17 protein-coding genes are annotated in these 20,965 nt (G+C 73.0%); 12 read left to right on the top strand and 5 right to left on the bottom strand.

The features are described from left to right. The first annotated feature begins 10 nt into the window (after nt 1–10). The 4 genes from VFW79_RS08325 (at nt 11) to VFW79_RS08310 (ending at nt 8,576) form a co-directional block, all read left to right on the top strand. Nucleotides 11–760 carry a response regulator transcription factor gene (locus VFW79_RS08325; protein WP_329676845.1) on the top strand — a complete coding sequence of 250 codons (750 nt, stop codon included), beginning with the start codon at nt 11–13 and terminating at the stop codon, nt 758–760. A 131-nt stretch (nt 761–891) separates the two neighbouring features. Further along, nucleotides 892–1,728, top strand: coding sequence for an ABC transporter ATP-binding protein (locus VFW79_RS08320; protein ID WP_329676844.1), 837 nt, complete (start codon nt 892–894; stop codon nt 1,726–1,728). Further along, nucleotides 1,728–4,337, top strand: a complete 2,610-nt coding sequence (locus VFW79_RS08315; protein WP_329676843.1) for an ABC transporter permease — start codon at nt 1,728–1,730, stop codon at nt 4,335–4,337. The genes VFW79_RS08320 and VFW79_RS08315 overlap by 1 nt, the downstream gene beginning before the upstream one ends. 105 nt (nt 4,338–4,442) lie before the next feature. Beyond that, nucleotides 4,443–8,576 carry an FtsK/SpoIIIE domain-containing protein gene (locus VFW79_RS08310; protein WP_329676842.1) on the top strand — a complete coding sequence of 1,378 codons (4,134 nt, stop codon included), beginning with the start codon at nt 4,443–4,445 and terminating at the stop codon, nt 8,574–8,576. Nucleotides 8,577–8,655: 79 nt separating this feature from the next. On the opposite strand, the gene VFW79_RS08305 is transcribed toward VFW79_RS08310, so the two are convergent. Beyond that, nucleotides 8,656–9,132, bottom strand: coding sequence for a hypothetical protein (locus VFW79_RS08305; RefSeq protein WP_329676841.1), 477 nt, complete (start codon nt 9,130–9,132; stop codon nt 8,656–8,658). A 291-nt stretch (nt 9,133–9,423) separates the two neighbouring features. On the opposite strand from VFW79_RS08305, the gene VFW79_RS08300 reads away from it, so the two are divergent. Then, the gene (locus VFW79_RS08300; RefSeq protein WP_109132306.1) at nt 9,424–9,672 is read left to right on the top strand and encodes a WhiB family transcriptional regulator; all 249 of its coding nucleotides are present in this window, start codon (nt 9,424–9,426) and stop codon (nt 9,670–9,672) included. 150 nt (nt 9,673–9,822) lie between these two features. On the opposite strand, the gene VFW79_RS08295 is transcribed toward VFW79_RS08300, so the two are convergent. Continuing rightward, nucleotides 9,823–11,322: a sensor histidine kinase gene (locus VFW79_RS08295; RefSeq protein WP_414647918.1), complete on the bottom strand. Its 1,500-nt coding sequence runs from the start codon at nt 11,320–11,322 to the stop codon at nt 9,823–9,825. 186 nt (nt 11,323–11,508) lie between these two features. Between VFW79_RS08295 and VFW79_RS08290 the strand changes: the two genes are divergently transcribed. From VFW79_RS08290 to VFW79_RS08260, 7 genes are all read left to right on the top strand, one after another. Continuing rightward, on the top strand, nt 11,509–12,024 hold the full coding sequence (locus tag VFW79_RS08290) for a DUF2505 domain-containing protein (protein WP_329676840.1): 516 nt from the start codon (nt 11,509–11,511) through the stop codon (nt 12,022–12,024). A 285-nt stretch (nt 12,025–12,309) separates the two neighbouring features. Further along, nucleotides 12,310–13,647, top strand: a complete 1,338-nt coding sequence (locus tag VFW79_RS08285; protein WP_329676839.1) for an ABC transporter substrate-binding protein — start codon at nt 12,310–12,312, stop codon at nt 13,645–13,647. A 94-nt stretch (nt 13,648–13,741) separates the two neighbouring features. After that, a complete protein-coding gene (locus tag VFW79_RS08280) occupies nt 13,742–14,749 on the top strand; it encodes a sugar ABC transporter permease (RefSeq protein WP_329676838.1) in 1,008 nt (335 codons plus the stop codon). Further along, the gene (locus VFW79_RS08275) at nt 14,746–15,666 is read left to right on the top strand and encodes a carbohydrate ABC transporter permease (protein ID WP_329676837.1); all 921 of its coding nucleotides are present in this window, start codon (nt 14,746–14,748) and stop codon (nt 15,664–15,666) included. Before VFW79_RS08280 ends, VFW79_RS08275 begins: the two co-directional genes overlap by 4 nt. Nucleotides 15,667–15,754: 88 nt before the next feature. Continuing rightward, a complete protein-coding gene (locus tag VFW79_RS08270; RefSeq protein WP_329676836.1) occupies nt 15,755–16,795 on the top strand; it encodes a LacI family DNA-binding transcriptional regulator in 1,041 nt (346 codons plus the stop codon). 135 nt (nt 16,796–16,930) lie between these two features. After that, nucleotides 16,931–18,202 (top strand): Glu/Leu/Phe/Val dehydrogenase, encoded by a 1,272-nt coding sequence (locus VFW79_RS08265; RefSeq protein ID WP_329676835.1) that lies wholly within the window; start codon nt 16,931–16,933, stop codon nt 18,200–18,202. A gap of 46 nt (nt 18,203–18,248) precedes the next feature. Beyond that, nucleotides 18,249–19,403 carry an LLM class flavin-dependent oxidoreductase gene (locus VFW79_RS08260; protein ID WP_329676834.1) on the top strand — a complete coding sequence of 385 codons (1,155 nt, stop codon included), beginning with the start codon at nt 18,249–18,251 and terminating at the stop codon, nt 19,401–19,403. Here VFW79_RS08260 and VFW79_RS08255 read toward each other — a convergent pair. The 3 genes from VFW79_RS08255 to VFW79_RS08245 form a co-directional block, all read right to left on the bottom strand. Next, nucleotides 19,396–19,755, bottom strand: coding sequence for an META domain-containing protein (locus VFW79_RS08255; RefSeq protein WP_329676833.1), 360 nt, complete (start codon nt 19,753–19,755; stop codon nt 19,396–19,398). The two genes, VFW79_RS08260 and VFW79_RS08255, sit on opposite strands and share 8 nt — an antisense overlap. Nucleotides 19,756–19,822: 67 nt before the next feature. Continuing rightward, nucleotides 19,823–20,584 carry a hydrogen peroxide-dependent heme synthase gene (gene hemQ, locus VFW79_RS08250; RefSeq protein ID WP_329676832.1) on the bottom strand — a complete coding sequence of 254 codons (762 nt, stop codon included), beginning with the start codon at nt 20,582–20,584 and terminating at the stop codon, nt 19,823–19,825. Continuing rightward, nucleotides 20,581–20,965, bottom strand: a 385-nt coding sequence (locus VFW79_RS08245) for a ferrochelatase (protein ID WP_329676831.1), incomplete at its 5' end; no start/stop codon positions are given. The genes VFW79_RS08245 and hemQ, both read right to left, overlap by 4 nt.

Below are 20,965 nucleotides of genomic sequence, written 5' to 3'. Positions count from 1 at the left end.
AGAGCAGACCGTGTCCACCCACCCCGCAGGCAGCGACCCGACCGACCAGCCGATCACGGTCGCCCTCGTCGACGACCAGCAGCTGGTGCGCGCGGGGTTCCGCATGGTCATCGACTCCCAGCCCGACCTCACGGTGGTGCTCGAGGCCGGCGACGGGGCGCAGGCCGTGCGCGCGCTCGCGAGCGGCTCGCCGGCGGCGTCCGCCCTCGGGCACGTCGACGTCGTGCTCATGGACGTGCGCATGCCGACGATGGACGGGCTCACGGCGACCGCGGCGATCACCGCCGCGGGGACCGAGCAGTGCCCCGCGCCCCGCGTCATCGTCCTGACGACGTTCGACCTCGACGAGTACGTGCTCGCGGCGATCCGTGCCGGTGCGAGCGGGTTCCTGCTCAAGGACGCGCCGCCCGAGGAGATGCTGGGCGCGATCCGCACGGTGCACCGGGGCGACGCGGTGATCGCGCCGTCGAGCACCCGGCGGCTCCTCGAGCACCTCGTGACCGTGCTGCCCGCCGAGCTGCCCGACGACGGGCCGAACCCTGCCCACGCCGCCGTCGCCGAGCTCACCGACCGCGAGCGCGAGGTCCTGGTCCTCATGGCGCACGGCAGGTCCAACACCGAGATCGGCCAGGACCTGTTCGTCGCCGAGGCCACGGTCAAGACGCACGTCGGGCGCATCCTGGCGAAGCTCGCGGTCCGGGACCGGGTCCAGGCCGTCGTCGTGGCGTACGAAGCGGCACTGGTCCGACCCGGTTCGTGAAGCCGCCCGGGCCGTCTCCCTCCACGGGATGACGCCGTACCCGCCCTGGGCCTGACGCGCCTGGACGGGCTCGCTCCGTAGCGTCGACGGCGACAAGAGCCAGCCGATCGAGCCGAACCTGGAGCCGCACCGTGGACACGACCGTGTACCAGCCCCTCACCGAGACGCTCGCGCCACCTACGGTCGCCGCTCGAGCGCGCGGCCTCACGAAGGTCTACGGCACGGGTGCCGCCGCGGTCCGCGCGCTCGACGGCGTCGACGTCGCGTTCACCGCAGGCGCGTTCACCGCGATCATGGGCCCGTCCGGCTCGGGCAAGTCGACGCTCATGCACCTGCTCGCCGGTCTCGACTCCGCGACGTCGGGGGCCGTGTTCCTGGGCGACACCGACGTCACCCACCTGGGCGACGACGCGCTGACACGGCTGCGCCGGGACCGCGTCGGCTTCGTGTTCCAGTCGTTCAACCTGCTGCCGATGTTCACCGCCGCGCAGAACATCACCCTCCCGCTCGAGCTGGCGGGCACCGCCCTGACCGGTGAGGTCCAGGACTGGTACGACACGCTCGTCGCGACGCTCGGGCTCGGCGCGCGGCTCACGCACCGACCCGCCGAGCTGTCCGGCGGCCAGCAGCAGCGCGTCGCGATCGCTCGCGCCCTCATCGCGCGGCCCGAGGTCGTCTTCGCCGACGAGCCGACCGGCAACCTCGACTCGCGCTCGGGTGCCGAGGTGCTGAGCTTCTTGCGCCGGTCCGTCCGCGAGCTGGGCCGCACGATCATCATGGTGACGCACGACCCGACGGCCGCGGCCTACGCCGACCGGGTCGTGCTGCTCGCTGACGGGCGGATCGCCGGTGACATCGAGGCCCCGACGCCTGAGTCGGTGCTCGCCGGGCTCGACGCGCTGCGACAGCTCGACGACCCGGTCGGCGATGCTTCGGCTCTCGGTGCGATCCCGCGGGCGGGTGCCTGATGCTGCGGCTGACCCTCGCGCAGATGCGGCGCAGCATCGGGCGCCTCGTGGCGGCCGGCGTGGCGATCGCCATCGGGACCGCGTTCGTCGCTGCCACGCTCCTCGCCGGCGGCGTCATGACGCGCTCGACCTACGACTCGGTGACCGCCCGGTACGCGCAGGCCGACCTCGTCGCACCGCGGCCTCTCAACGACGCGCAGCTGGCCGCGCTCCGGGCCGTCCCCGGCGTCGACACGGCCGATCCCGTCCCGCTCGTCGGCGTCGAGCTGCGCCACGGCGAGGTGCGGGTCTGGGTGCACGCGGCACCGAAGACGAGCGACCCCCGCCTCGACGCACAGGTCGTGACCCAGGGCGCCCTGCCGTCGGGCCCGGGACAGATCGCACTTCCGGCCGCGGTCGCGCAGCGGCTGGCCGTGGCGGTCGGCGACCGTCTCGTCTCGCCGCAGTCGGTGCCGGTCACCACCGCGGACCCGACGCGGACCGGCCAACCGACCGACTCCTGGACGACCGTCGACGAGACCCTGACGGTCGTCGGCCTGCTCGACGACCCGCACCACGCCTACGCGCAGATCGGCGGTGCCGCTGCCGTGACCGCCGCCGATGCCGTCCGCTGGGGCGGAGCCGGCTCGCTCAACGAGCTCGGCGGACCGGTGCTGGTCGCACTCGCCCCGGGGACGGATCCGGGCGCCGCGAGCGCCGCCATCCGGGCGGCAGTGCCCGAGGCGGGGATCAGCACGCGAGACGAGGCCGCGAAGGCGCAGATCGCCGAGCTCAGCAGCGGGGCCGAGGTCCTCACCGGGATCGTGCTGGGCTTCGCCGCTGTCGCGCTGGTCGTCGCCGCTCTGGTCATCGCCAACACGTTCCAGGTCCTCGTCGCCCAGCGCACCCGCACCCTCGCGCTCCTGCGCTGCGTCGGCGCCGACCGCCGCCAGCTGCGCAGGTCCGTCCTGGTCGAGGCGGCGATCCTCGGAGCAGCGGCGTCTGTCGTCGGACTGCTCAGCGGGGTCGCGCTCGCCCAGGGAGCGCTCATGGTCCTCGGGCGGCTGGAGCTCGGTGTGCCGCTCCCGACCGCGGTGACCGTCACGGGATGGGTCGTCCTCGTCCCCCTGGTCCTGGGGACGGCAGTGACGCTGGTCGCCGCGCTCGTCCCGGCCCGCGCTGCGACCCGGGTCGCCCCGATCGAGGCGCTGCGCCCGTCCGACGCACCGACCGTGAGCGAGCGGTCCAGCCGCGTGCGACTGGTGATCGCCGCAGTGCTCACCGTCGTCGGCGTCGCGGCCCTGCTCGCCGGGGTCCCGCTGTCGCTGGCCAGCGAGCCGCTGCTCGGGCTCGTGGTCGCCGTGCTGGGCGGAGCGGTCTCGTTCGTCGGGGTGCTGGTCGGCGCCGTGTTCTGGATCCCCCGAGTCGTCGCGCTCGTCGGGCGCGGGCTCGCCCGCACGGGAACGAGCGCGCGGCTCGCCGCGGCCAACACGGCCCGCAACCCGCGCCGCACCGCGGCGACGAGCTCCGCGCTGCTCATCGGGGTCACGCTCGTCGCCCTGATGAGCGCCGGGGCGGCCAGCACGCGCGTCACGCTCGACAACGACCTCGACTCCCAGTACCCGGTCGACCTCGCGCTCACGGCCACGGCCGCGAGCGACGGTTCGGTCGGCGCGATGCCCGCGGACATCGCGCCGACGATCGCCGACGTCGCCGGGGTCGCGGAGATCACCGAGCTCCACGTCACGGCGGCGCGGATCAGCAGCCCCGGGCACCCGGCCGACCCGGCCGGGTCGATCCAGCTGCGGTCGATCTCGCCGACCGACCTCGCAGCCGTCGTCCGTGCGCCGGACCTCCCGGCCGCGCTCGACGACGGCACCGTCGTGATCGGCCACGTCCTCGCGACGCGGCTCGGGGTCCGGGCGGGCGACCGGGTCGACGTCGCGGCCTTCACGGGCTTCGACGACACGAGCACTCCCGCGCCCGGCGGGCAGGAGACGAGCCTGACGGTCGCGGTCGCAGGCGCGGAGGGATCGGCCGCGTTCGTCACGACGACGACCGGACGGAGGATCGCACCCTCGGCGCCGGTCGCCGAGCTGTGGGTGCGGCTCGCCGACGTCAACGATGCGCGGTCGGTCGTGCCCCAGGTCCAGGACGCGATCACCAGCGAGGCCGTCTCCGTGGACGGTCCGGCGCTCCAACGGGCGTCGTACCAGACGCTGATCGACACGCTTCTCGCCGTCGTCGTGGGGCTGCTTGCCGTCGCTGTGGTCATCGCCCTCGTCGGGGTCGCGAACACGCTGTCCCTGTCCGTCCTCGAACGGCGCCGCGAGTCCGCGACGCTGCGGGCGATCGGGCTCTCCCGGCGACAGCTGCGCTGGATGCTGGCGATCGAAGGGATGCTCATCGCCGGGATCGGTGCCGTGCTGGGTACCGGGCTCGGCCTGCTGTACGGCTGGGTCGGCGCCGCGACGGTGCTCAGCGCGGTCGGACCCGTGACGCTCGCGGTGCCGTGGCGGGACCTCGGGATCGTGCTGGTCGTCGCGCTCGCTGCGGGGCTCGCGGCCTCGGTCATCCCTGGTCGCGCTGCTGCGCGCACCTCGCCGGTCGCGGCGCTGACGGTGGACTGACCGTGAGCTGACGTCGGCCGACCGACGGGCCTGTGGACGCGGGCACACCCTGCTGCGTCCACGGGTCCGGCGCGGTGTCGGGCCGCGATCGAGCACAGTGCCGTCGTGCGGATCACCCTGCTGACACCCGAGTCGGCGACGACGACCTCGGCGCTCGTCGCGACCGACGTGGCGGTTCCTCCGGGCGCACGCCTCGGAGACCTGCGCGAGGACTTCGCGCGGATCACCGGCCACCCGGGGTGGACGACGCCGGGCGCGCGTCTCGCGGTCGACCACGTCGCGGTCGACGACGAGCACCCGTGCGGTCAGCCGCCGCTGCTGGCCGGCGCGCGGCTGCAGGTCGGGCGTGGCACGCGTCCCGCTGACGACGCCGCGATCGATGCCTTCCGACACATCGCGGTCGTCGAGGGGGCTGACTGCGGCGCGCTGCGTGCCGTCGACGAGACACTCGTCGTCGGCCGGTTCGCGCCGGCGACGAGTGTGCGCTCACCGCGAAGCGCTCCTGCCGTGGCGTCAGAACGTCGGCTGGACCTACGGGACCCGTCGATGTCCGAGCGGCACGTCGAGCTGGCGCTGCGCCGCGGCGAGGTCGCCGTGCGCGACGTGGGCTCGACGAACGGGACGCGTCTCCTGCGTCGCCGGAGCGCGCGCAGGTCCGCCCGCGGGGTCCGTCACGGCCGGGTGGTGCACCGGCGCTGGGTCCGAGCGCATCCCGGCGACCGCGTGCGCCTCGGGGCGAGCGTCCTCGAGATCCGCGGGCCCGTGACCGAGCCAGGTCCGGCGGAGCCCCGAACGGAGCCACCCGCCGGCCCCCGGCCCGGACTCGGCTCGACCGTCCTGACGTGGGTGGCCCCGGCCGCCGGCACCGTCGCACTGGCCGCGGCGACCGGCAACCGCATCCTGCTCGGGTGCGTGCTGATCGCACCAGCGATCGCCCTGGGGCAGGTCGTCGTCGAGCGCCGTCGGACCCCGCGAGACGGCCGCGCCGCGCACCCCGACGGTCAGCGCGGCGCGGTGTCGTCCGAGCACGCCGGCGCCGGCTGGGCGGCCGGGCTCGCGTCCGGCACGCCGTGCCTGGTCGACTCGATCCATCCCGCGGACCTCGCGACGGCCACCCTCGTCAGGCTCCGGCATGGGCCCCTCCCCGCGGGCCGGGACCCGGCCAGGCTGGAACCGGGGTCAGACGGCGGGCCCGGTCAGCGGCCCGGTGACCGGGCCGCCGGCGCGAACGCAGCGGGTCAGGCCGTCGCCGTCGTCGGGCCGCGCGAGCTGTCCCTGGGGATCGCGCGAGCGATCACGCTCGGGCTCATCGGCCCGGAGGGCGAGACCGCGCTCGTCGTCAGGTGCGGCGAGAGCGAGAGCGAGACATGGCGCTGGGCGCGCTGGCTCACGCACCGCTCCGCGCAGCTGCCTGGTCCGGCGGCAGGGCGGACGGTCGTCGTCGCGGACGGCGAGGGCACCCACGGCGAGATCGCTCGGTGGTGGCATGCCTCCGGGTCGACGCACGACCTCGTCCTCGTCGCGCGCAGCCTCGGCGCTGTGCCGGCATGGTGCGACGCCGTCGTCGAGGTCGGCCCGACCGGCGCGACGCTCCGACGCGGCGGCCGATCGCGTCCGCTCCCTCTGCGCGCGGTCGGGTCCGACTGGGCGGGACGGCAGAGCCGTCGCGCAGCGGGCGTCCGAACCCTCGACCGCCCCGACGCCTCGAGCGCGGGCACCCTCCCTGACCGGGTCGCGCTCGGCGACCTCCCGGGCATCGGGCCACCCGACGACGCGCTCGTCCGAGCCCGGTGGGCCGCAGCCCCGTCGAGGGGGCTGCGCGCGACGCTGGGTGCCGACCAGCAGGGTGCCGTGTCCGTCGACCTCGTCCGCGACGGACCGCACGCGCTCGTCGCGGGCACGACCGGTGCCGGGAAGTCCGCCCTGCTGCAGACCCTCATCCTCTCGCTCGCGCTCGCCCACCCGCCGACGCGGCTCGCCATCGCCCTGGTCGACTACAAGGGCGGCGCCAGCTTCGGCCCGTGCGCCGACCTCCCGCACGTCGTCGGTCAGGTCACCGACCTGGACGGATCGCTCGCCACGCGCGCGCTCGCGGGTCTGCGCGCCGAGCTGAACCATCGCGAGCGGACCCTCGCCGCGGCGGGCGTCGCCGACCTCGCCGAGCTGTGGCTCGCGCACGACTCCGGGGCGACGAGCGTCGCACCGCCACCGCGGCTGCTCGTCGTCGTCGACGAGTTCCGGGCGATGGCCGACGAGCACCCGGACTTCCTCCCGGGACTCCTCCGGCTCGCCGCCCAGGGCCGCTCGCTCGGCATGCACCTCGTGCTCGCCACGCAACGGCCGGCGGGGGCCATCGGGCCTGACCTCCGGGCGAACATCTCGCTGCGCATCGCACTGCGGGTGACCGACGCCGCCGAGTCCGTCGACGTCCTCGACCTCCCGGACGCGGCCTCGATCCTCCCGTCGACCCCGGGGCGGGCCATCGTGCGTCGCGGCACCGCGGGACCCGAGTGGGTGCAGGTCGCGCAAGCCATCGCACCGGGAGAACGGAACCTGGTCGACGCCGCTGCGTCGTGGACGGCCGCCGACCCCAGCTGGGTCCCCGGGGCCGGGAGCGATGCGCCGCAGGCCATCGCCGCACGCGCAGCGCTCAACCGGCCGAACGACGCGACGGCTCCCGCGGACGACGCTCGCCGCTACGTCGAGGCCATCCGCCGCGCCGCGGACGGCACGCCGGCACCGACGCCGCCGTGGCTCCCGGCCCTGCCCGAGGTCGTCGACGCCGAGCAGATCGAGGCGCTCCCGCTCGAACCGGGCGTCGACCCGGAGCGGACACTCCCGCTCGCGCTCGGCGACCTGCCGTCCGAGCAGCGCCGCACCGCGGTGCGTTGGGACCCGGCTGCCGGGCACCTGCTCGTCCTCGGCGGCCCCGGGAGCGGTCGCACCACGACGCTCCAGACGGTCGCGGCCGGCGCGCTCGCGCGCGGCCTGCACGTCCACCTCGTCGGGCTCGATCTGCAGGCGCGCACGCCGGTGGACCTGCGCGGGTCGGACGAGGATCTCGATCGCAGGGGCACGAGCCTCGGGACCGTCGTGGGGACCGACGACCCTCGCCGGCTCGCGCGCCTCGTCACACTCCTGGCCGAGGCCGCCGACCCCCGATCACCCCGCCTGCTCGTCGTCGACGACCTCGAGGCCGCGCTCGACGCCCTCGCCTCGGTGGCGCGTGGCGCCGCCGCTGAGCGGCTCCTCGATCTCCTGCGCGACGGCCGGCGTCGAGGCGTCACGATCGTGGCCGGGGCGCGCGCGTCCGCCCGCACCCTCACGCACGCCGCACTGTTCTCCTCGCGACTCGTGCTCGGCCAGACCGACGCGGTCGCCGACGTCCTCGCCGGCGTCCCGACTGAGCTTGCCGGCGGTCGTCGGACGCCGGGCCGGGCGGTGCTCGTGAGCGCGCACGGTGGGGTCGAGTGCCAGGTCGCGCTGGTCGGCGCGGCAGCAGCGGGATCCCAGCCGGGCGGACGCCACGTGCTCCCGCGGACACCGGCCGCGTCGGGTGCCGACCCGGTGCGGCTCCGACCCATCCCGGTGCACGTCCCGTGGACGGACCTCGCGCCGGACCGAGCCCGTGGAGCGGCTCTGGGCCTCGGGGGTGACGACGCCGCCACCGTGCACCTCGACACGAGCCGTGGGGCCCTGGTCGTCGGTCCACCGGGCTCCGGCCGCTCGACCGCTCTCGAAGTCGTCGCGCTGGATCTCGTGCGCGCGGGTCGTCGGGTCGCGGTCGTCGCCCCCACCGGCACGCTCCGCGAGGTTCCGGGGCTGCGGTGGTCCGTCGGGCACGACGGGCTGCGGACCCTGCTCGGCGAGCTCGACACCCGGGCCGATCCGATCGACCTGGTCGTCGACGACCTCGACGACCTCGACCAGTCCCAGCCGCTCGACGTCGAGCGGCTCGCGCGGATGGTCGCGCCGGACGCCACCGGCGACGTACGGCTCATCGCCTCCGCACGGACGGCACGGGCCGCGACGGCGTACCGCGAACCCTTCTCGCGCCTGCGAGCCGGTCGCCGCGGCCTCGTTCTCGACCCGCACGAGCCGGGCTCGGCGGACGTGTTCGGCCGCTCGCTCGAGTGGGTCCTCGACCCGGCGCGGCCGCACGCGCGTGGCCGCGGAGCACTGCACGACGACCGGCAGGTGGTCGCCGTCCAGGTCGCCGATGCCGGCAGCCGATCGTGAGGCCGACGCGGCCCAGGTCTCGGCTCGTCGGGGCTCAGCTCGCCCGTGCTCGTCCTGCGAGTGCTCGGCTCGTGGGCTCTCAGCTCTTCCGCGCCGCGGTGCCGGTCGTCACGGCGACCACCGACGGGAGAACGAGTCCCACGCCGACCACCACAGCCGCGGCCAGGACGAGCCCCGCCCACCAGGTCCGTTCGACCCCGAGCCACCCGAAGGAGAGCACGGCGAGCAGCAGCTGCCAGGTGAGCACCGGGGATCTCGACCAGCGTCGACCCCGCCACAGCCCGCGCACCGAGGCGACCAGCACGGCGGCGACCCCGAGCATGAAGGCGAGCAGGAACACCGCAGCGCCCGGGACGCTCGCCCCGCGCACGAGCTGGGCGCCGAAGGCGATCCCCACCCCGACGAGCAGCGCTGCCTCGAGGAGCACAAGAACGCAGACGACGACGAGCATCCGGGGCTTGGCGCGGGGGCCACCCGTTCCGTCGCTCCCGGTGGCCCCCGTTGCGGTCCGTGGACGCGACGGGCGATGGGCGGGTTCGGGACTGCGAGATGTCACGGTTCGAGGCTACGGGAGCGAGTTGGCATCGAGGCAGCCCGACAGGGTACGGTGACCGCTAGGTCCATGGTCTGCACACAGGTGTGATGAAGACCTCATCTTCACGCGGGCGAAACCTGGCGGTAACCCTTGTGCCCCGCCAGTTCAGGTGTGAGGCTTGGTCCCAGCAGTTGACCACCACCTTTCGTCGCGGGCCGGTTTCGTCTGTGCCTGCACATCGGCAAGGTCGCGTCCGCCCCCTGAGCCCAGCCCCTGATCGGGACGGGTTTGCCGTGTCCTGAGGAGATGTCCATGGATTGGCGCCACCGCGCAGCGTGTCTCGACGAGGACCCCGAGCTGTTCTTCCCGATCGGCAACACCGGTCCGGCGCTGCTCCAGATCGAAGAGGCGAAGGCCGTCTGCCGCCGGTGCCCCGTCATGGACACGTGCCTGAAGTGGGCGCTCGAGTCCGGGCAGGACGCTGGCGTCTGGGGTGGCCTGTCGGAGGACGAGCGCCGCGCCCTCAAGCGCCGTACGGCACGCCAGCGCCGGGCGAGCTGACCTCCCAGCACTCGCACGATCGTTCCGAGGCCGCCGGCCGCTCACCTGAGCGCCGGCGGCTTCGTCGTGTCGCGGGGCCCAGCAGTACAGCAACGCCGAGTCGTGCGGCAGGGCGCCGCAGTGTCGCAGGTCCGGCCGGCCCCGCTCGCGTCACCAGCCGCCCGACTCCCCTGACGTCGCGGCATCGCGGCCCGGGTTGCGCAGGACGATGTGGAGCACGACCTGCGTCCCGCCGCCGTCACGTGCTCCCCAGGCGATCGTGCCCCGGAGCTCGTTCGTGACGAGGGTCTGCACGATCTGCGTGCCGAGCCCCGTCCCGGCACCGGCGCCCGCCGTGATGCCGACCCCGTCGTCGGCGACCGTGATCGTGAGCTCGGAGCCGTCACGCTCGGCCGTGACGTCGACCGTCCCGCCGCCGCGCGAGGACAGCCCGTGCTCGACCGCGTTCGTGACCAGCTCGGTCAGGACCAGGGCAAGCGCTGTCGCATCCTCGGCGGGCACGAGACCGAACGTCCCGTGCACGACGGTCCGCACCTGGCTGCCCGCGGACGCGACGTCGGCCGCGAGCCGCAGGCTTCGACCCACGAGGTCGTCGAACGGCACGATCTCGTCGAGGGTCTGCGACAGCGTCTCGTGCACCAGGGCGATCGTCGCCACGCGACGCATGGCCTCGGCCAGTGCGTCGCGCGCCTCGGGGCTGCTCATCCGACGCGACTGGAGCCGCAGCAGCGCCGCGACGGTCTGCAGGTTGTTCTTGACCCGGTGATGGATCTCCCGGATGGTCGCGTCCTTCGTCATGAGCTCCCGCTCACGTCGGCGGAGCTCCGACACGTCGCGGCACAGCACCACCGCGCCGAGTCGCTGGCCCTCCTCGGTCAGCGGGACGGCGCGCAGGGACAGCGCGACCCCGTGCAGCTCGAGGTCGGTGCGCCACGGCGCTCTGCCCATGAGCACGAGCGGCATCGATTCGTCGAACGCGATGGGCTCGTCGATCACGTCGGTCGTCACCTCGACGAGCGATCGCCCGACGAGGTCTCCGATCGCACCCAGACGGTGGAAGCAGCTCAGGGCGTTCGGGCTCGCGTAGAGCACCTCACCCTCCGAGTTGAGCCGGATGAGCCCGTCGCCCACGCGCGGTGCACCCCGGCGCGGCCCGGTGGGGGCGTTGACCGCGGGGAAGTGCCCGCGGGCGATCATGCCCATGAGGTCGTCGGCGGCCTCGACGTAGTTGAGCTCGAGCCGGCTGGGCGTGCGGGCCCCGCCGAGGTTGGTCTGCCGAGCGATGACGGCGATCGCACGCCCGTCGTGCACGACGGGGACCGCCTCCTCGCGCACCGCGTAGGACCCGAACCAGCGCGGCTCGCGCGAGCGCTGTGCCCGCACCTCCGTGAGCGAGCGCTGGAGCTGCGGGCGCTGGCCGTCCGGCGGCCGGGAGCCCACGACGTCGTCGTAGTGGACGGTCGCGCCCGTGCTCGGTCGGCACTGGGCGATCGCGATGAAGTCGCCGTCGGACGTCGGCAGCCAGAGCACGAGGTCGGCGAACGCGAGGTCCGACACGACCTGCCAGTCCCCGACGAGCAGGTGCAGCCACTCGAGGTCGGCGGCATCGAGCGAGGCATGACGCGACGCGAGGTCGCTCAGGGTGGACACGAGGTCCAGCCTAGGTCGCCCGACCCAGCGGACTCGCGGCGAGCGGCCCGGCGGCGCGCTAGCGTGGTGGCGGGCGCGTGCGCGAGGGCCCGCGACCTGCGACGTTCCTCGGAGCCATAGCAGCTCCGCCCCCGACGCACGCGACCGAGCACAGCGCGCACCCGCGCCGACGAGGAGGACCGACCTGTGCACCTGACCGTGACGCTTGACCTGCCGGCCGACCCATCGACCGCGACGCGCATGCTCGCGGACCCGAGCTTCGTCCACGCCAAGGTGCGGGCGACCGGAGCGCTCGACCAGCACGTCGACGTGGTGAACGGCGAGAACGGTGCCTTCACGGTGACGACCCGGAGATCGCTGCCGACCGACCAGATCCCGGCCAACCTGCGAGCGTTCGTCGGGTCGAGCCTGCACGTGCGTCAGGTCGAGGCGTGGGACACCCCGAGGCCCGACGGCGAGCGGCGCGGGACGGTCGTCGTCGAGATCACGGGGGCCCCGGTGCGCCTGACGGGGACGATGGTCCTCGCAGCGCACGGCGCGGCCTCGACCCTGACGTACGACGGCGATCTCAAGGCCGGCATCCCCCTGTTCGCCGGCGCGGTCGAATCCGCCGCCGCCGAAGCGATCCGTGACGCGCTCTCTGTCGAAGGGGTCGTTGCTGCACGTTGGCTGGAAGGTCACGGAACGGTTGGCGAGGCGTAACAATTCGGTAACACGGTCGCGGCGCGCAGGCCTCTGACCTGCGGAAACGTTGCCGTGGGATCGCTACCACACCCGTTTGGACCACCCCGTCCTTGACACGCGACCAGCACCGTAAGAGAGTTCAGCGCAGCGCGTGGGAACGCTCCCGCACAGGTTGCGGGATCGCTCCCACGCGAGGGTCCACACGGCCCACGTCCGTTGATCGTCCCCGCCCCGTGGGCGGGTGCGATCCGCGAACACCCTCAGGTGCGGCGAGGACGCCGTCCGAACGACAAGGGAGTCACAGTGCGCAAGACCACACGCAAGATGTGGGCAGCCGCGGCCGGGGTCACGGGCATCGCCCTCCTCGCCACCGCGTGCAGCTCAGGCGGATCCGCGACGCCGGCCGCGACCGACAAGGCCACGACAGCGGCCAGCACCGAGAAGATCACGCTCAAGGTCGCGACGTTCAACGAGTTCGGCTACGACGACCCGGCGGGCTCGCTGTACGACGCGTACACCAAGCTGCACCCGAACATCACGATCGAGCCCGTCAAGGCCGCGACGTCCAACGAGGCCCGCGACAACATGAACACGCGTCTCGCCGCGGGCTCCGGCCTGTCGGACATCGAGGCCATCGAGGTGGACTGGCTCCCCGAGCTGCTCCAGTACTCGGACAAGTTCGTGGACCTCAACTCTGACGAGACCAAGGGCCGCTGGCTCGACTACAAGGTGTCGCAGGCCACCGACAGCACCGGCCGCCTCATCGGCTACGGCACGGACATCGGCCCCGAGGTCATCGCGTACCGCTCCGACCTCTTCAAGGCCGCAGGTCTCCCGACCGACCGCGCCGAGGTCGCCGCGCTGTTCGGCGGCAAGGACGCGACGTGGGACAAGTACTTCGCGGTCGGCAAGCAGTTCGCTGCTGGCGGCACGAACGTGCCGTTCTTCGACTCGGCCGGCGCCATCTACCAGGGCATGATCAACCAGGTCACCGACGCGTACGAGAACCCGGCTGACAACACGATCACCGCCAAGGACAGCGCCCAGGTCAAGGACATCTACACGAAGGTCCTCACCGCGTCGACGACCGACAACCTCTCGGCGCACCTCGGCCAGTGGAGCGACGACTGGGCCGCTGCGTTCCAGAACAACGGCTTCGCCACGATGCTCGCTCCGGGCTGGATGCTCGGCGTCATCGAGGGCAACGCGAAGGGTGTCTCCGGCTGGGACGTCGCCGACGTCTTCCCCGGCGGCGCCGGCAACTGGGGTGGCTCGTTCCTGACCGTCCCGGCCCAGGGTGCGCACCCGGAGGAGGCCAAGGCCCTCGCCGCCTGGCTCACCGCTCCTGAGCAGCAGATCACCGCGTTCAAGTACAAGGGCACCTTCCCGAGCCAGGTCAAGGCGCTGTCCAGCCCCGACCTCCTCGGCGTCAAGAACGCCTTCTTCAACAACGCCCCCACCGGCGAGATCCTCGCGAACCGCGCCAAGGCGCTGCCCGCGACCCCGCCGTTCAAGGGTCCGAACTACTTCGCCATCAACGACGCGATGCAGCAGGCGATCAGCCGCGTCGACGTCGACAAGACGGATGACATCGCGACCTCGTGGACGAAGTTCACGGACGCCGTGAGCGCACTGGGCTGACGCCCGACCGAGCCGGCCCGCCGGTGCTCAGCCCCCGGCGGGCCGGCTCAGCCCGGATACGCTCACCTCACCCAGCGCCACGCTAAGGATCACGATGTCGACCTCGACCACGCCACAACTGGACCGCCGCCCCACTCCGCCGACGCGGGACCGCGAACCTCGCCGCGTCGGCCTCCGTCAGACGCTCGGCCGCTGGGACGTCAAGCTCTCGCCGTACCTGTACATCTCCCCGTTCTTCATCCTGTTCGCCGTCGTGGGCCTGTTCCCGCTGGCGTACACGGCGTACGTCTCGATGCACAAGTGGCACCTCATCGGCGGTGAGGGCGCCTTCGTCGGGTTCGACAACTTCGCGTTCGTGCTGCAGGAGCCCAACTTCTGGCGCGCGCTGCGCAACACCTTCAGCATCTTCCTGCTGTCGTCGGTGCCGCAGATCTTCATCGCGATCATCCTGGCCGCGGTGCTCGACGCGAACCTGCGGGCGCGGACCTTCTGGCGCATGGGTGTCCTCCTCCCCTACGTCGTGGCCCCCGTGGCGGTCAGCCTCATCTTCTCGAAGCTCTTCGCGGACCAGCACGGCATGATCAACACGATGCTCAACAACATCGGGCTCGACTCGATCCGCTGGCACGCCGACGTCCTGTCCAGCCACGTCGCGATCGCGACGATGGTCAACTTCCGGTGGATCGGGTACAACACCCTCATCTTCCTCGCGGCGATGCAGGCGGTCCCCCGCGACCTCTACGAGGCCGCGATCCTCGACGGCGCCGCACGCCTGCGCCAGTTCTTCTCGATCACCGTCCCGATGCTGCGGCCGACCATCATCTTCGTGGTCGTGACCTCCACGATCGGCGGGCTGCAGATCTTCGACGAGCCCCGCATGTACGACCAGTTCGGCCAGGGCGGCTCGGACCGCCAGTGGCTGACCGTGACGATGTACCTGTACGAGCTCGGCTGGGGTGCCCAGAAGAGCTTCGGCCGCGCCGCCGCCGTCGCATGGATCCTGTTCCTCATCATCGTTGCCGTGGGCATTGTCAACTTCTCCCTCACCCGCCGGATCTCGACCGACTCGGCGCCGAAGTCCGGAAGGAAGGCCAAGCGATGAGCGCGCCTTCGATCCCCGTCATCCAGCAGACCGCGGGCCGCGGTGCTGCCCGGGCCGCAGCACGCCGACGGCACATCTCGACCGGCGCAGGTTCCGACCGGCGCGCCGGCTGGCTCACCTACGTGATCCTCGGCGTCGTCATCCTGATCTCGGCGTACCCGCTCTACTACGCCTTCCTGCTGGCCAGCTCGAACGCCGGGGCCATCGCGCAGCACCCGATCCCGTCGCTGCTGCCCCACGGCGAGTTCTTCGACAACGTGCACCGCGTCCTGACCTCCAAGATCCAGTTCTGGAAGGCCTTCCGCAACAGCGTCGTCGTCGCGGTCCTCACGTCGGCCTCGGTCGTCCTGTTCTCGACGCTCGCCGGGTTCTCCTTCGCCAAGCTCCGCTTCCGCGGCCGCGGCCCTCTGCTGGTCTTCGTCATCGCGACGATGGCCGTCCCGACGCAGCTCGGCATCGTCCCGCTCTTCATCGTGATGTCGAAGCTCGGCTGGACCGGGAAGCTCACGGCCGTCATCGTGCCGGGCATGGTCACCGCGTTCGGGGTGTTCTGGATGACCCAGTACCTCGAGTCGGCCCTTCCCTACGAGCTCATCGAGGCCGCACGCGTCGACGGTGCCTCGATGATCCAGACCTTCTACCATGTCGCGCTGCCCGCGGCTCGTCCGGCGGCCTCGATGCTGGCGCTGTTCACGTTCGTGGGATCCTGGACCAACTTCTTCTGGCCGTTCATCGTGCTCGGATCGTCGAACCCGACACTGCCAGTCGCCGTCCAGCTGCTGCAGTCGTCCTACTTCAAGGACATGGCCTTGATCATGGCCGGTGTCACGCTGTCGGTCGTGCCGCTGGTCGTCGTGTTCATCTTCGCCGGTCGCCAGCTCGTTGCGGGCATCATGCAGGGAGCGGTCAAGGGCTGATCGCCCGGGGGCGGGGCTCGCGCTGAGGGTCCCGCCCGCCGATTCTTGCTGCATACGCTGCTCAGGCAGCCTCACGAGGGGACGACCCATGGTGATCGACAACGATGCGATCCGCCCCACGCTCGGACGACCCCCGGCGCCCACGCTCGAGCAGGTGGCCGAGCGTGCGGGAGTCTCGCGTTCGACGGCGTCGCGCGCGATCAACGGTGGTCTCCGGGTCTCCCCCGAGGCGCAGGCGGCGGTCGAGGCTGCGATCGCCGAGCTCGGCTACACGCCGAACCGTGCTGCGCGCTCGCTCGTCACCAAGCGGACCGACTCCATCGCGCTCGTCGTCCCCGAGCCCGACGAGCGCGTCCTGTCGGACCCGTTCTTCGCCGGGATGCTCAACGGGCTCAGCACGGCGCTCGCCGACTCCGAGATGCAGCTCGTCCTCGTGATCGCCCGTCCGGGCGACAGCGCCAGGACCATCCGCTACCTCCGCAACGGGCACGTCGACGGCGCGATCGTCGTCTCGCACCACCGCGATGACGAGCTCGACCGCGCGCTGGAGATGTCCGGCCTCCCCAACGTGTTCGTGGGGCGCCCGCTGTCCGGCGAGAGCGCCGCACACTACGTCGACACCGACAACGTCGAGGGCGGTCGGATCGCGACGCAGCGGCTCATCAGCATCGGTCGGCGACGCCTCGCGACGATCGCGGGTCCCCAGGACATGTCGGCCGGGATCGACCGGCTGACGGGCTGGCGCGAGGCCGTTCGTGCCGCCGGGCTCCCTGAGGACGCCGTCGTGCACGGCGACTTCACGATCACCTCGGGTGCGGCCGCTGCCCGCCGGCTCCTCGCTGCGCACCCCGACATCGACGGCCTGTTCGTCGCGTCCGACCTGATGGCCGTCGGGGCGATGGGGGTGCTGGCCGAGCTCGGCCGTGACGTGCCGGGCGACATCGCCATCGTCGGCTACGACAACGTCGGCGTCGCCACCTCGACCAACCCGCCGCTGACGACCGTGATCCAGCCCGTCATCGCGATGGCCCGGGCTGCCGGCGCACAGCTCCTCGACCAGCTGCACGGTGGGGGCGACCGCGAGCCGCTCATCTTCGCTCCCGAGCTCGTGATCCGCGGGTCGGCCTGACCAACTCCTCGGTCGTCATGGCAGGGTAGGCACGAGCGCGGTGCGGACGGTCGGCGACGGTGCCGACCGGACAGTCTCGTCCGCGCAGCCCGGCCGTCCGCGACCGGACCGGATCGCGCCAGGAGGCACACCCGCATGACGGAGCCCGCCGCCCCTCTCGTCGAGAGCCCCTCCCCGCTCGGAACAGCCCGAGCCCAGCTCGCGAAGGCTGTCGACGTCCTCGGCTACGGCGGCGGCCTGCACGAGATGCTCGCCACGCCGCGCCGGGAGATCACGGTGTCGATCCCCTTGCGCCGCGACGACGGCACCATCGAGCTGTTCACCGGCTACCGCGTCCAGCACAACATCTCGCGCGGGCCCGGCAAGGGCGGCCTGCGGTACGCCGCGAGCGTCGACCCCGACGAGGTCCGGGCACTCGCGATGCTCATGACGTGGAAGTGCGCGGTCGTCGAGCTGCCGTACGGCGGTGCGAAGGGTGGGGTCACGATCGACCCCCGCCGGTACTCGACGTCGGAGCTCGAGCGCGTCACGCGTCGCTACACGAGCGAGATCATGCCGATGATCGGCCCCGAGCGCGACATCATGGCGCCCGACATCGGCACCGACGAGCAGACGATGGCGTGGGTCATGGACACGTTCTCGGTCAACCGTGGCTACACGATCCCCGCCGTCGCGACCGGCAAGCCGCTCGCCGTCGGCGGCTCGCTGGGCCGCCTGACCGCGACGTCGCGGGGCGTCGTGCACACGGCACGCGCCGCGCTCGCCAGCGCCGGCGTGGCGCTGTCCGAGGTGCGCGTCGCCGTGCAGGGCTTCGGCAAGGTCGGCTCGCACGCGACACGGTTCTTCGCGGAGGCCGGCGCCACGGTCGTTGCGGTCAGCGACCAGTACGGCGGGGTGCAGGCCCCGGACGGCCTCGACGTCCCCGCGCTGCTCGCCCACGTCGCCGCGACGGGCTCGGTGGTCGGATTCGCGGGCGGCGAGGCGATCGACAACACGACGCTCCTCGCGCTCGACGTCGACGTCCTGGTGCCGGCCGCCGTCGAGGGTGTCCTCGACGCCGAGACCGCGGGATCGGTCAAGGCGGCGTGGGTCGTCGAGGCGGCCAACGGTCCGACGACCGCGCGCGCGGACGCGATCCTCGCGGAGCGTGGCATCGTCGTCGTCCCCGACATCCTGGCGAACGCCGGCGGGGTCGTCGTGTCCTACTTCGAGTGGGTCCAGGCCAACCAGGCGTACTGGTGGACCGAGCGCGAGATCGAGGAGCGCCTCGAGCACCGGATGCTCGAGGCGTACGCCGCGGTCGCCGAGGCCGCACGCACGCAAGGGCTGAGCCTGCGCGACGCCGCGATGATGATCGGCGTCCGGCGCGTCGCCGAGGCCCACCAGATCCGCGGCCTGTACCCCTGATCCTGGCGACGGGATGGGACGGACTCGTCGCGACGTTGCTGTCCAGGTGAACCCCTTCGTCGAACCGACCTCAGCCGCGCGCTCCCCCGAGCCCGTCGAACCCGTCCAGGACCCCGCCCCGGCGGTGCCCGGTGCTGCCCGGACGATCCCGGTGGGCGTCCTCGACACCTCGCCGGTCGCCGTGGGGACGACGAGCCGGGACGCGCTCCTCGCCACGACACAGCTCGCCAGGGCAGCCGACGAGCTCGGCTACGCGCGCTTCTGGGTCGCCGAGCACCACGCCATGCCGGCCGTGGCATCGACCTCCCCCGGCGTCCTCATCGCCCACCTGGCGGCCGCGACCCGGCGTATCCGGGTCGGGTCCGGGGGCGTCATGCTCCCCAACCATCCGGCACTCGTCGTCGCCGAGCAGTTCGCGATGCTCGAGGCCCTGCACCCGGGGCGCATCGACCTCGGGATCGGCCGCGCACCCGGCACGGACCCCGCCACGGCCGCTGCGCTGCGCCGGACCGTCGAGGGCCTCGGCGCGGAGGACTTCCCCGCCGAGCTCCTCGACGTGCTCGCGCTGCTCGGGCAGGCGCCGGGGGGCCGCGCGCCCTCGGCCCGGGCGCGGCGGCTGCGTGCGACACCCCACCAGGCCTCGACACCACAGGCGTGGCTGCTCGGGTCGAGCCTGTTCAGCGCCGAGCTCGCGGGAGAGCTCGGCCTGCCCTACAGCTATGCGCACCACTTCTCGACGGGCCACACCGGCGAGGCGGTCGCGGCGTACCGGTCGGCGTTCCGACCCTCAGCGGTGCTCGACGCGCCGTACGTCATGGTCTCGTCGTCGGTCATCATCGCGGACACGCCCGCCGAGGCGTCCCGCCTCGCCGGGCCGAGCCGCGTCATGGCGCTGAGCCTGCGCACGGCCCGACCGCTCGGCCCGATCGTGAGCCCCGACGAGGCGGCCCGGATCCTGGCCGAGCTCGACCCCGATGCGGCGCGCGACTTCTTCGCCCGGATGCCCGGGACGCAGATCGCCACGACCGCCGAGCGTGCGGCTGCCGAGCTCGGCGACCTCGTGCGTCGGACCGGAGCCGACGAGCTGCTCGTGACGGCCACGGCATTCGACGTCGCCACGCGGGTGCACACCCTGGAGGCGCTCGCCGAGGTCTGGCCGGGACTCGGCACGGGTCGCCTGGACGGGGCCGGGCTCAGCTGACGCCGTCGGGCCGCACGCGCGTCAGCCGTGACGCGCGGCCGGCCGCGTCAACGAGCACCAGCACGTCGCCGTCGACCTGGACGGTCGGTGCGCCACCCAAGAGCTCGAGGACCGCCCGCTCGCGGGCCAGATGGTCGGGGATGCCCGCCATCTGCGTGGTCGCGAGGGGGCCGAACGTGAGCCGGTCGCCGTCGAGCGTGTAGGTGCTTCGGAACCGGTTGACCCCGCCGGTCCCGAACACCTGGCCGTCGTCCTCGAACGTGAGCTCGGGCCGCGCGCGGTCGGGGACCGGCGCGACGGGCACCCCGTCGACGTCGTCGAACCGCCACGTCGATCCCGCGAGACGCCTCATCGCCCGATCATGGCACGCGCATCAACCCGCGCCCAGGGGTGGGGCGATCGCACCAGGTGCCGTCGGCTCAGGCGTCGCGCGGCTGCCGGTCCGCCCACTCGGTGAGGGCCACGCGGGGGCCCGTGTAGAACGGCACCTCGAGGCGGACGTGGCGCCGCGCCTCGACGGCGCGCAGCTCCCGCATGAGGTCGACGATCCGGTCGAGCTGCTCCGCCTCGAACGCGAGGATCCACTCGTAGTCGCCGAGTGCGAACGCCGCGAGGGTGTTGGCACGGACGTCGGCGAAGTCCTTGGCGGCATGGCCGTGCTCGACGAGCATGTCGCGCCGTTCGGCCTCGGGCAGCAGGTACCACTCGTACGAACGCACGAACGGGTAGACGCAGAGGTAGGACCCGGCGGCCTCACCGGCCAGGAACGCCGGGATGTGGGACCGGTTGAACTCCGCGGGCCGGTGCAGCGCGACGACGGACCACACGGGCAGCAGGTGCCGGCCGAGCTCGCTCGCGCGCAGACGCTGGTAGGCGCCCTGGACGGCCTCGATGCTGTCGCCGTGCCACCACACCATGAGGTCGGCGTCGGCTCGCAGCCCAGAGACGTCGTACCACCCGCGCACGACCAGGTCGCCCGCCGGCCTGCCGGGGACGCCGTCCCGGACCGCGGACTCCGCGGTCGCGACCAGCTGCGCGCGCTCGTCGTCGTCCTCGGGCAGCGCCTCCTCGAGCGCGAACACCGAGTACATCGCATAGCGGATCGAGGCGTTGACCAGCTCGGGTGCGACGCCGTGCGCGCCGGGGGTGCCGTGCTCGGCGGGTCCTGTGTGCGTGCTCATCGTCGCGCTCCTGTCGTCGAGGTGTCGTGGTGCGGTGCGTCATGACCGGAGGGGTCGGCCGGCAGTGTCGGTTCGTCCGAGCCGCAGGCGGCCGGCACGCCGCTGTCGACGCCGGCTCGCAGTCGGCAGCAGCCGGGACGGCACACGTCGGGCCAGGCGTCGAACGCGCCCACCGTCGCGCGGACCACGTCCTCACCCCGCTCGGCCGCGGCGCGCTCGAGCACCAGGTCGACGAGGCCCTCGACGAACGGCGCCCGGGTCCCGGCGGTACCGGCGCGGACTGCCTCGACCCCGAGCTCGCGAGCGGTCTCGAGCGCCTCCGCGTCGAGGTCGAACGCGACCTCCATGTGGTCCGAGACGAACCCGATCGGGGCGAGGACG

The organism is Cellulomonas sp. (assembly GCF_036279715.1).
Lineage (GTDB): Bacteria > Actinomycetota > Actinomycetes > Actinomycetales > Cellulomonadaceae > Cellulomonas_A.
This window is presented reverse-complemented; position numbering and strand designations above follow the sequence as displayed.

Bases quoted from the DNA above. Each gene is read 5' to 3' on its own strand.
- VFW79_RS08315 (WP_329676843.1), top strand. From the start codon at position 1,728: ATGCTGCGGCTGACCCTCGCGCAGATGCGGCGCAGCATCGGGCGCCTC.
- VFW79_RS08300 (WP_109132306.1), top strand. From the start codon at position 9,424: ATGGATTGGCGCCACCGCGCAGCGTGTCTCGACGAGGACCCCGAGCTG.
- VFW79_RS08280 (WP_329676838.1), top strand. From the start codon at position 13,742: ATGTCGACCTCGACCACGCCACAACTGGACCGCCGCCCCACTCCGCCG.
- VFW79_RS08275 (WP_329676837.1), top strand. From the start codon at position 14,746: ATGAGCGCGCCTTCGATCCCCGTCATCCAGCAGACCGCGGGCCGCGGT.
- VFW79_RS08270 (WP_329676836.1), top strand. From the start codon at position 15,755: ATGGTGATCGACAACGATGCGATCCGCCCCACGCTCGGACGACCCCCG.
- VFW79_RS08265 (WP_329676835.1), top strand. From the start codon at position 16,931: ATGACGGAGCCCGCCGCCCCTCTCGTCGAGAGCCCCTCCCCGCTCGGA.
- VFW79_RS08255 (WP_329676833.1), bottom strand. From the start codon at position 19,755: ATGAGGCGTCTCGCGGGATCGACGTGGCGGTTCGACGACGTCGACGGG.
- hemQ (WP_329676832.1), bottom strand. From the start codon at position 20,584: ATGAGCACGCACACAGGACCCGCCGAGCACGGCACCCCCGGCGCGCAC.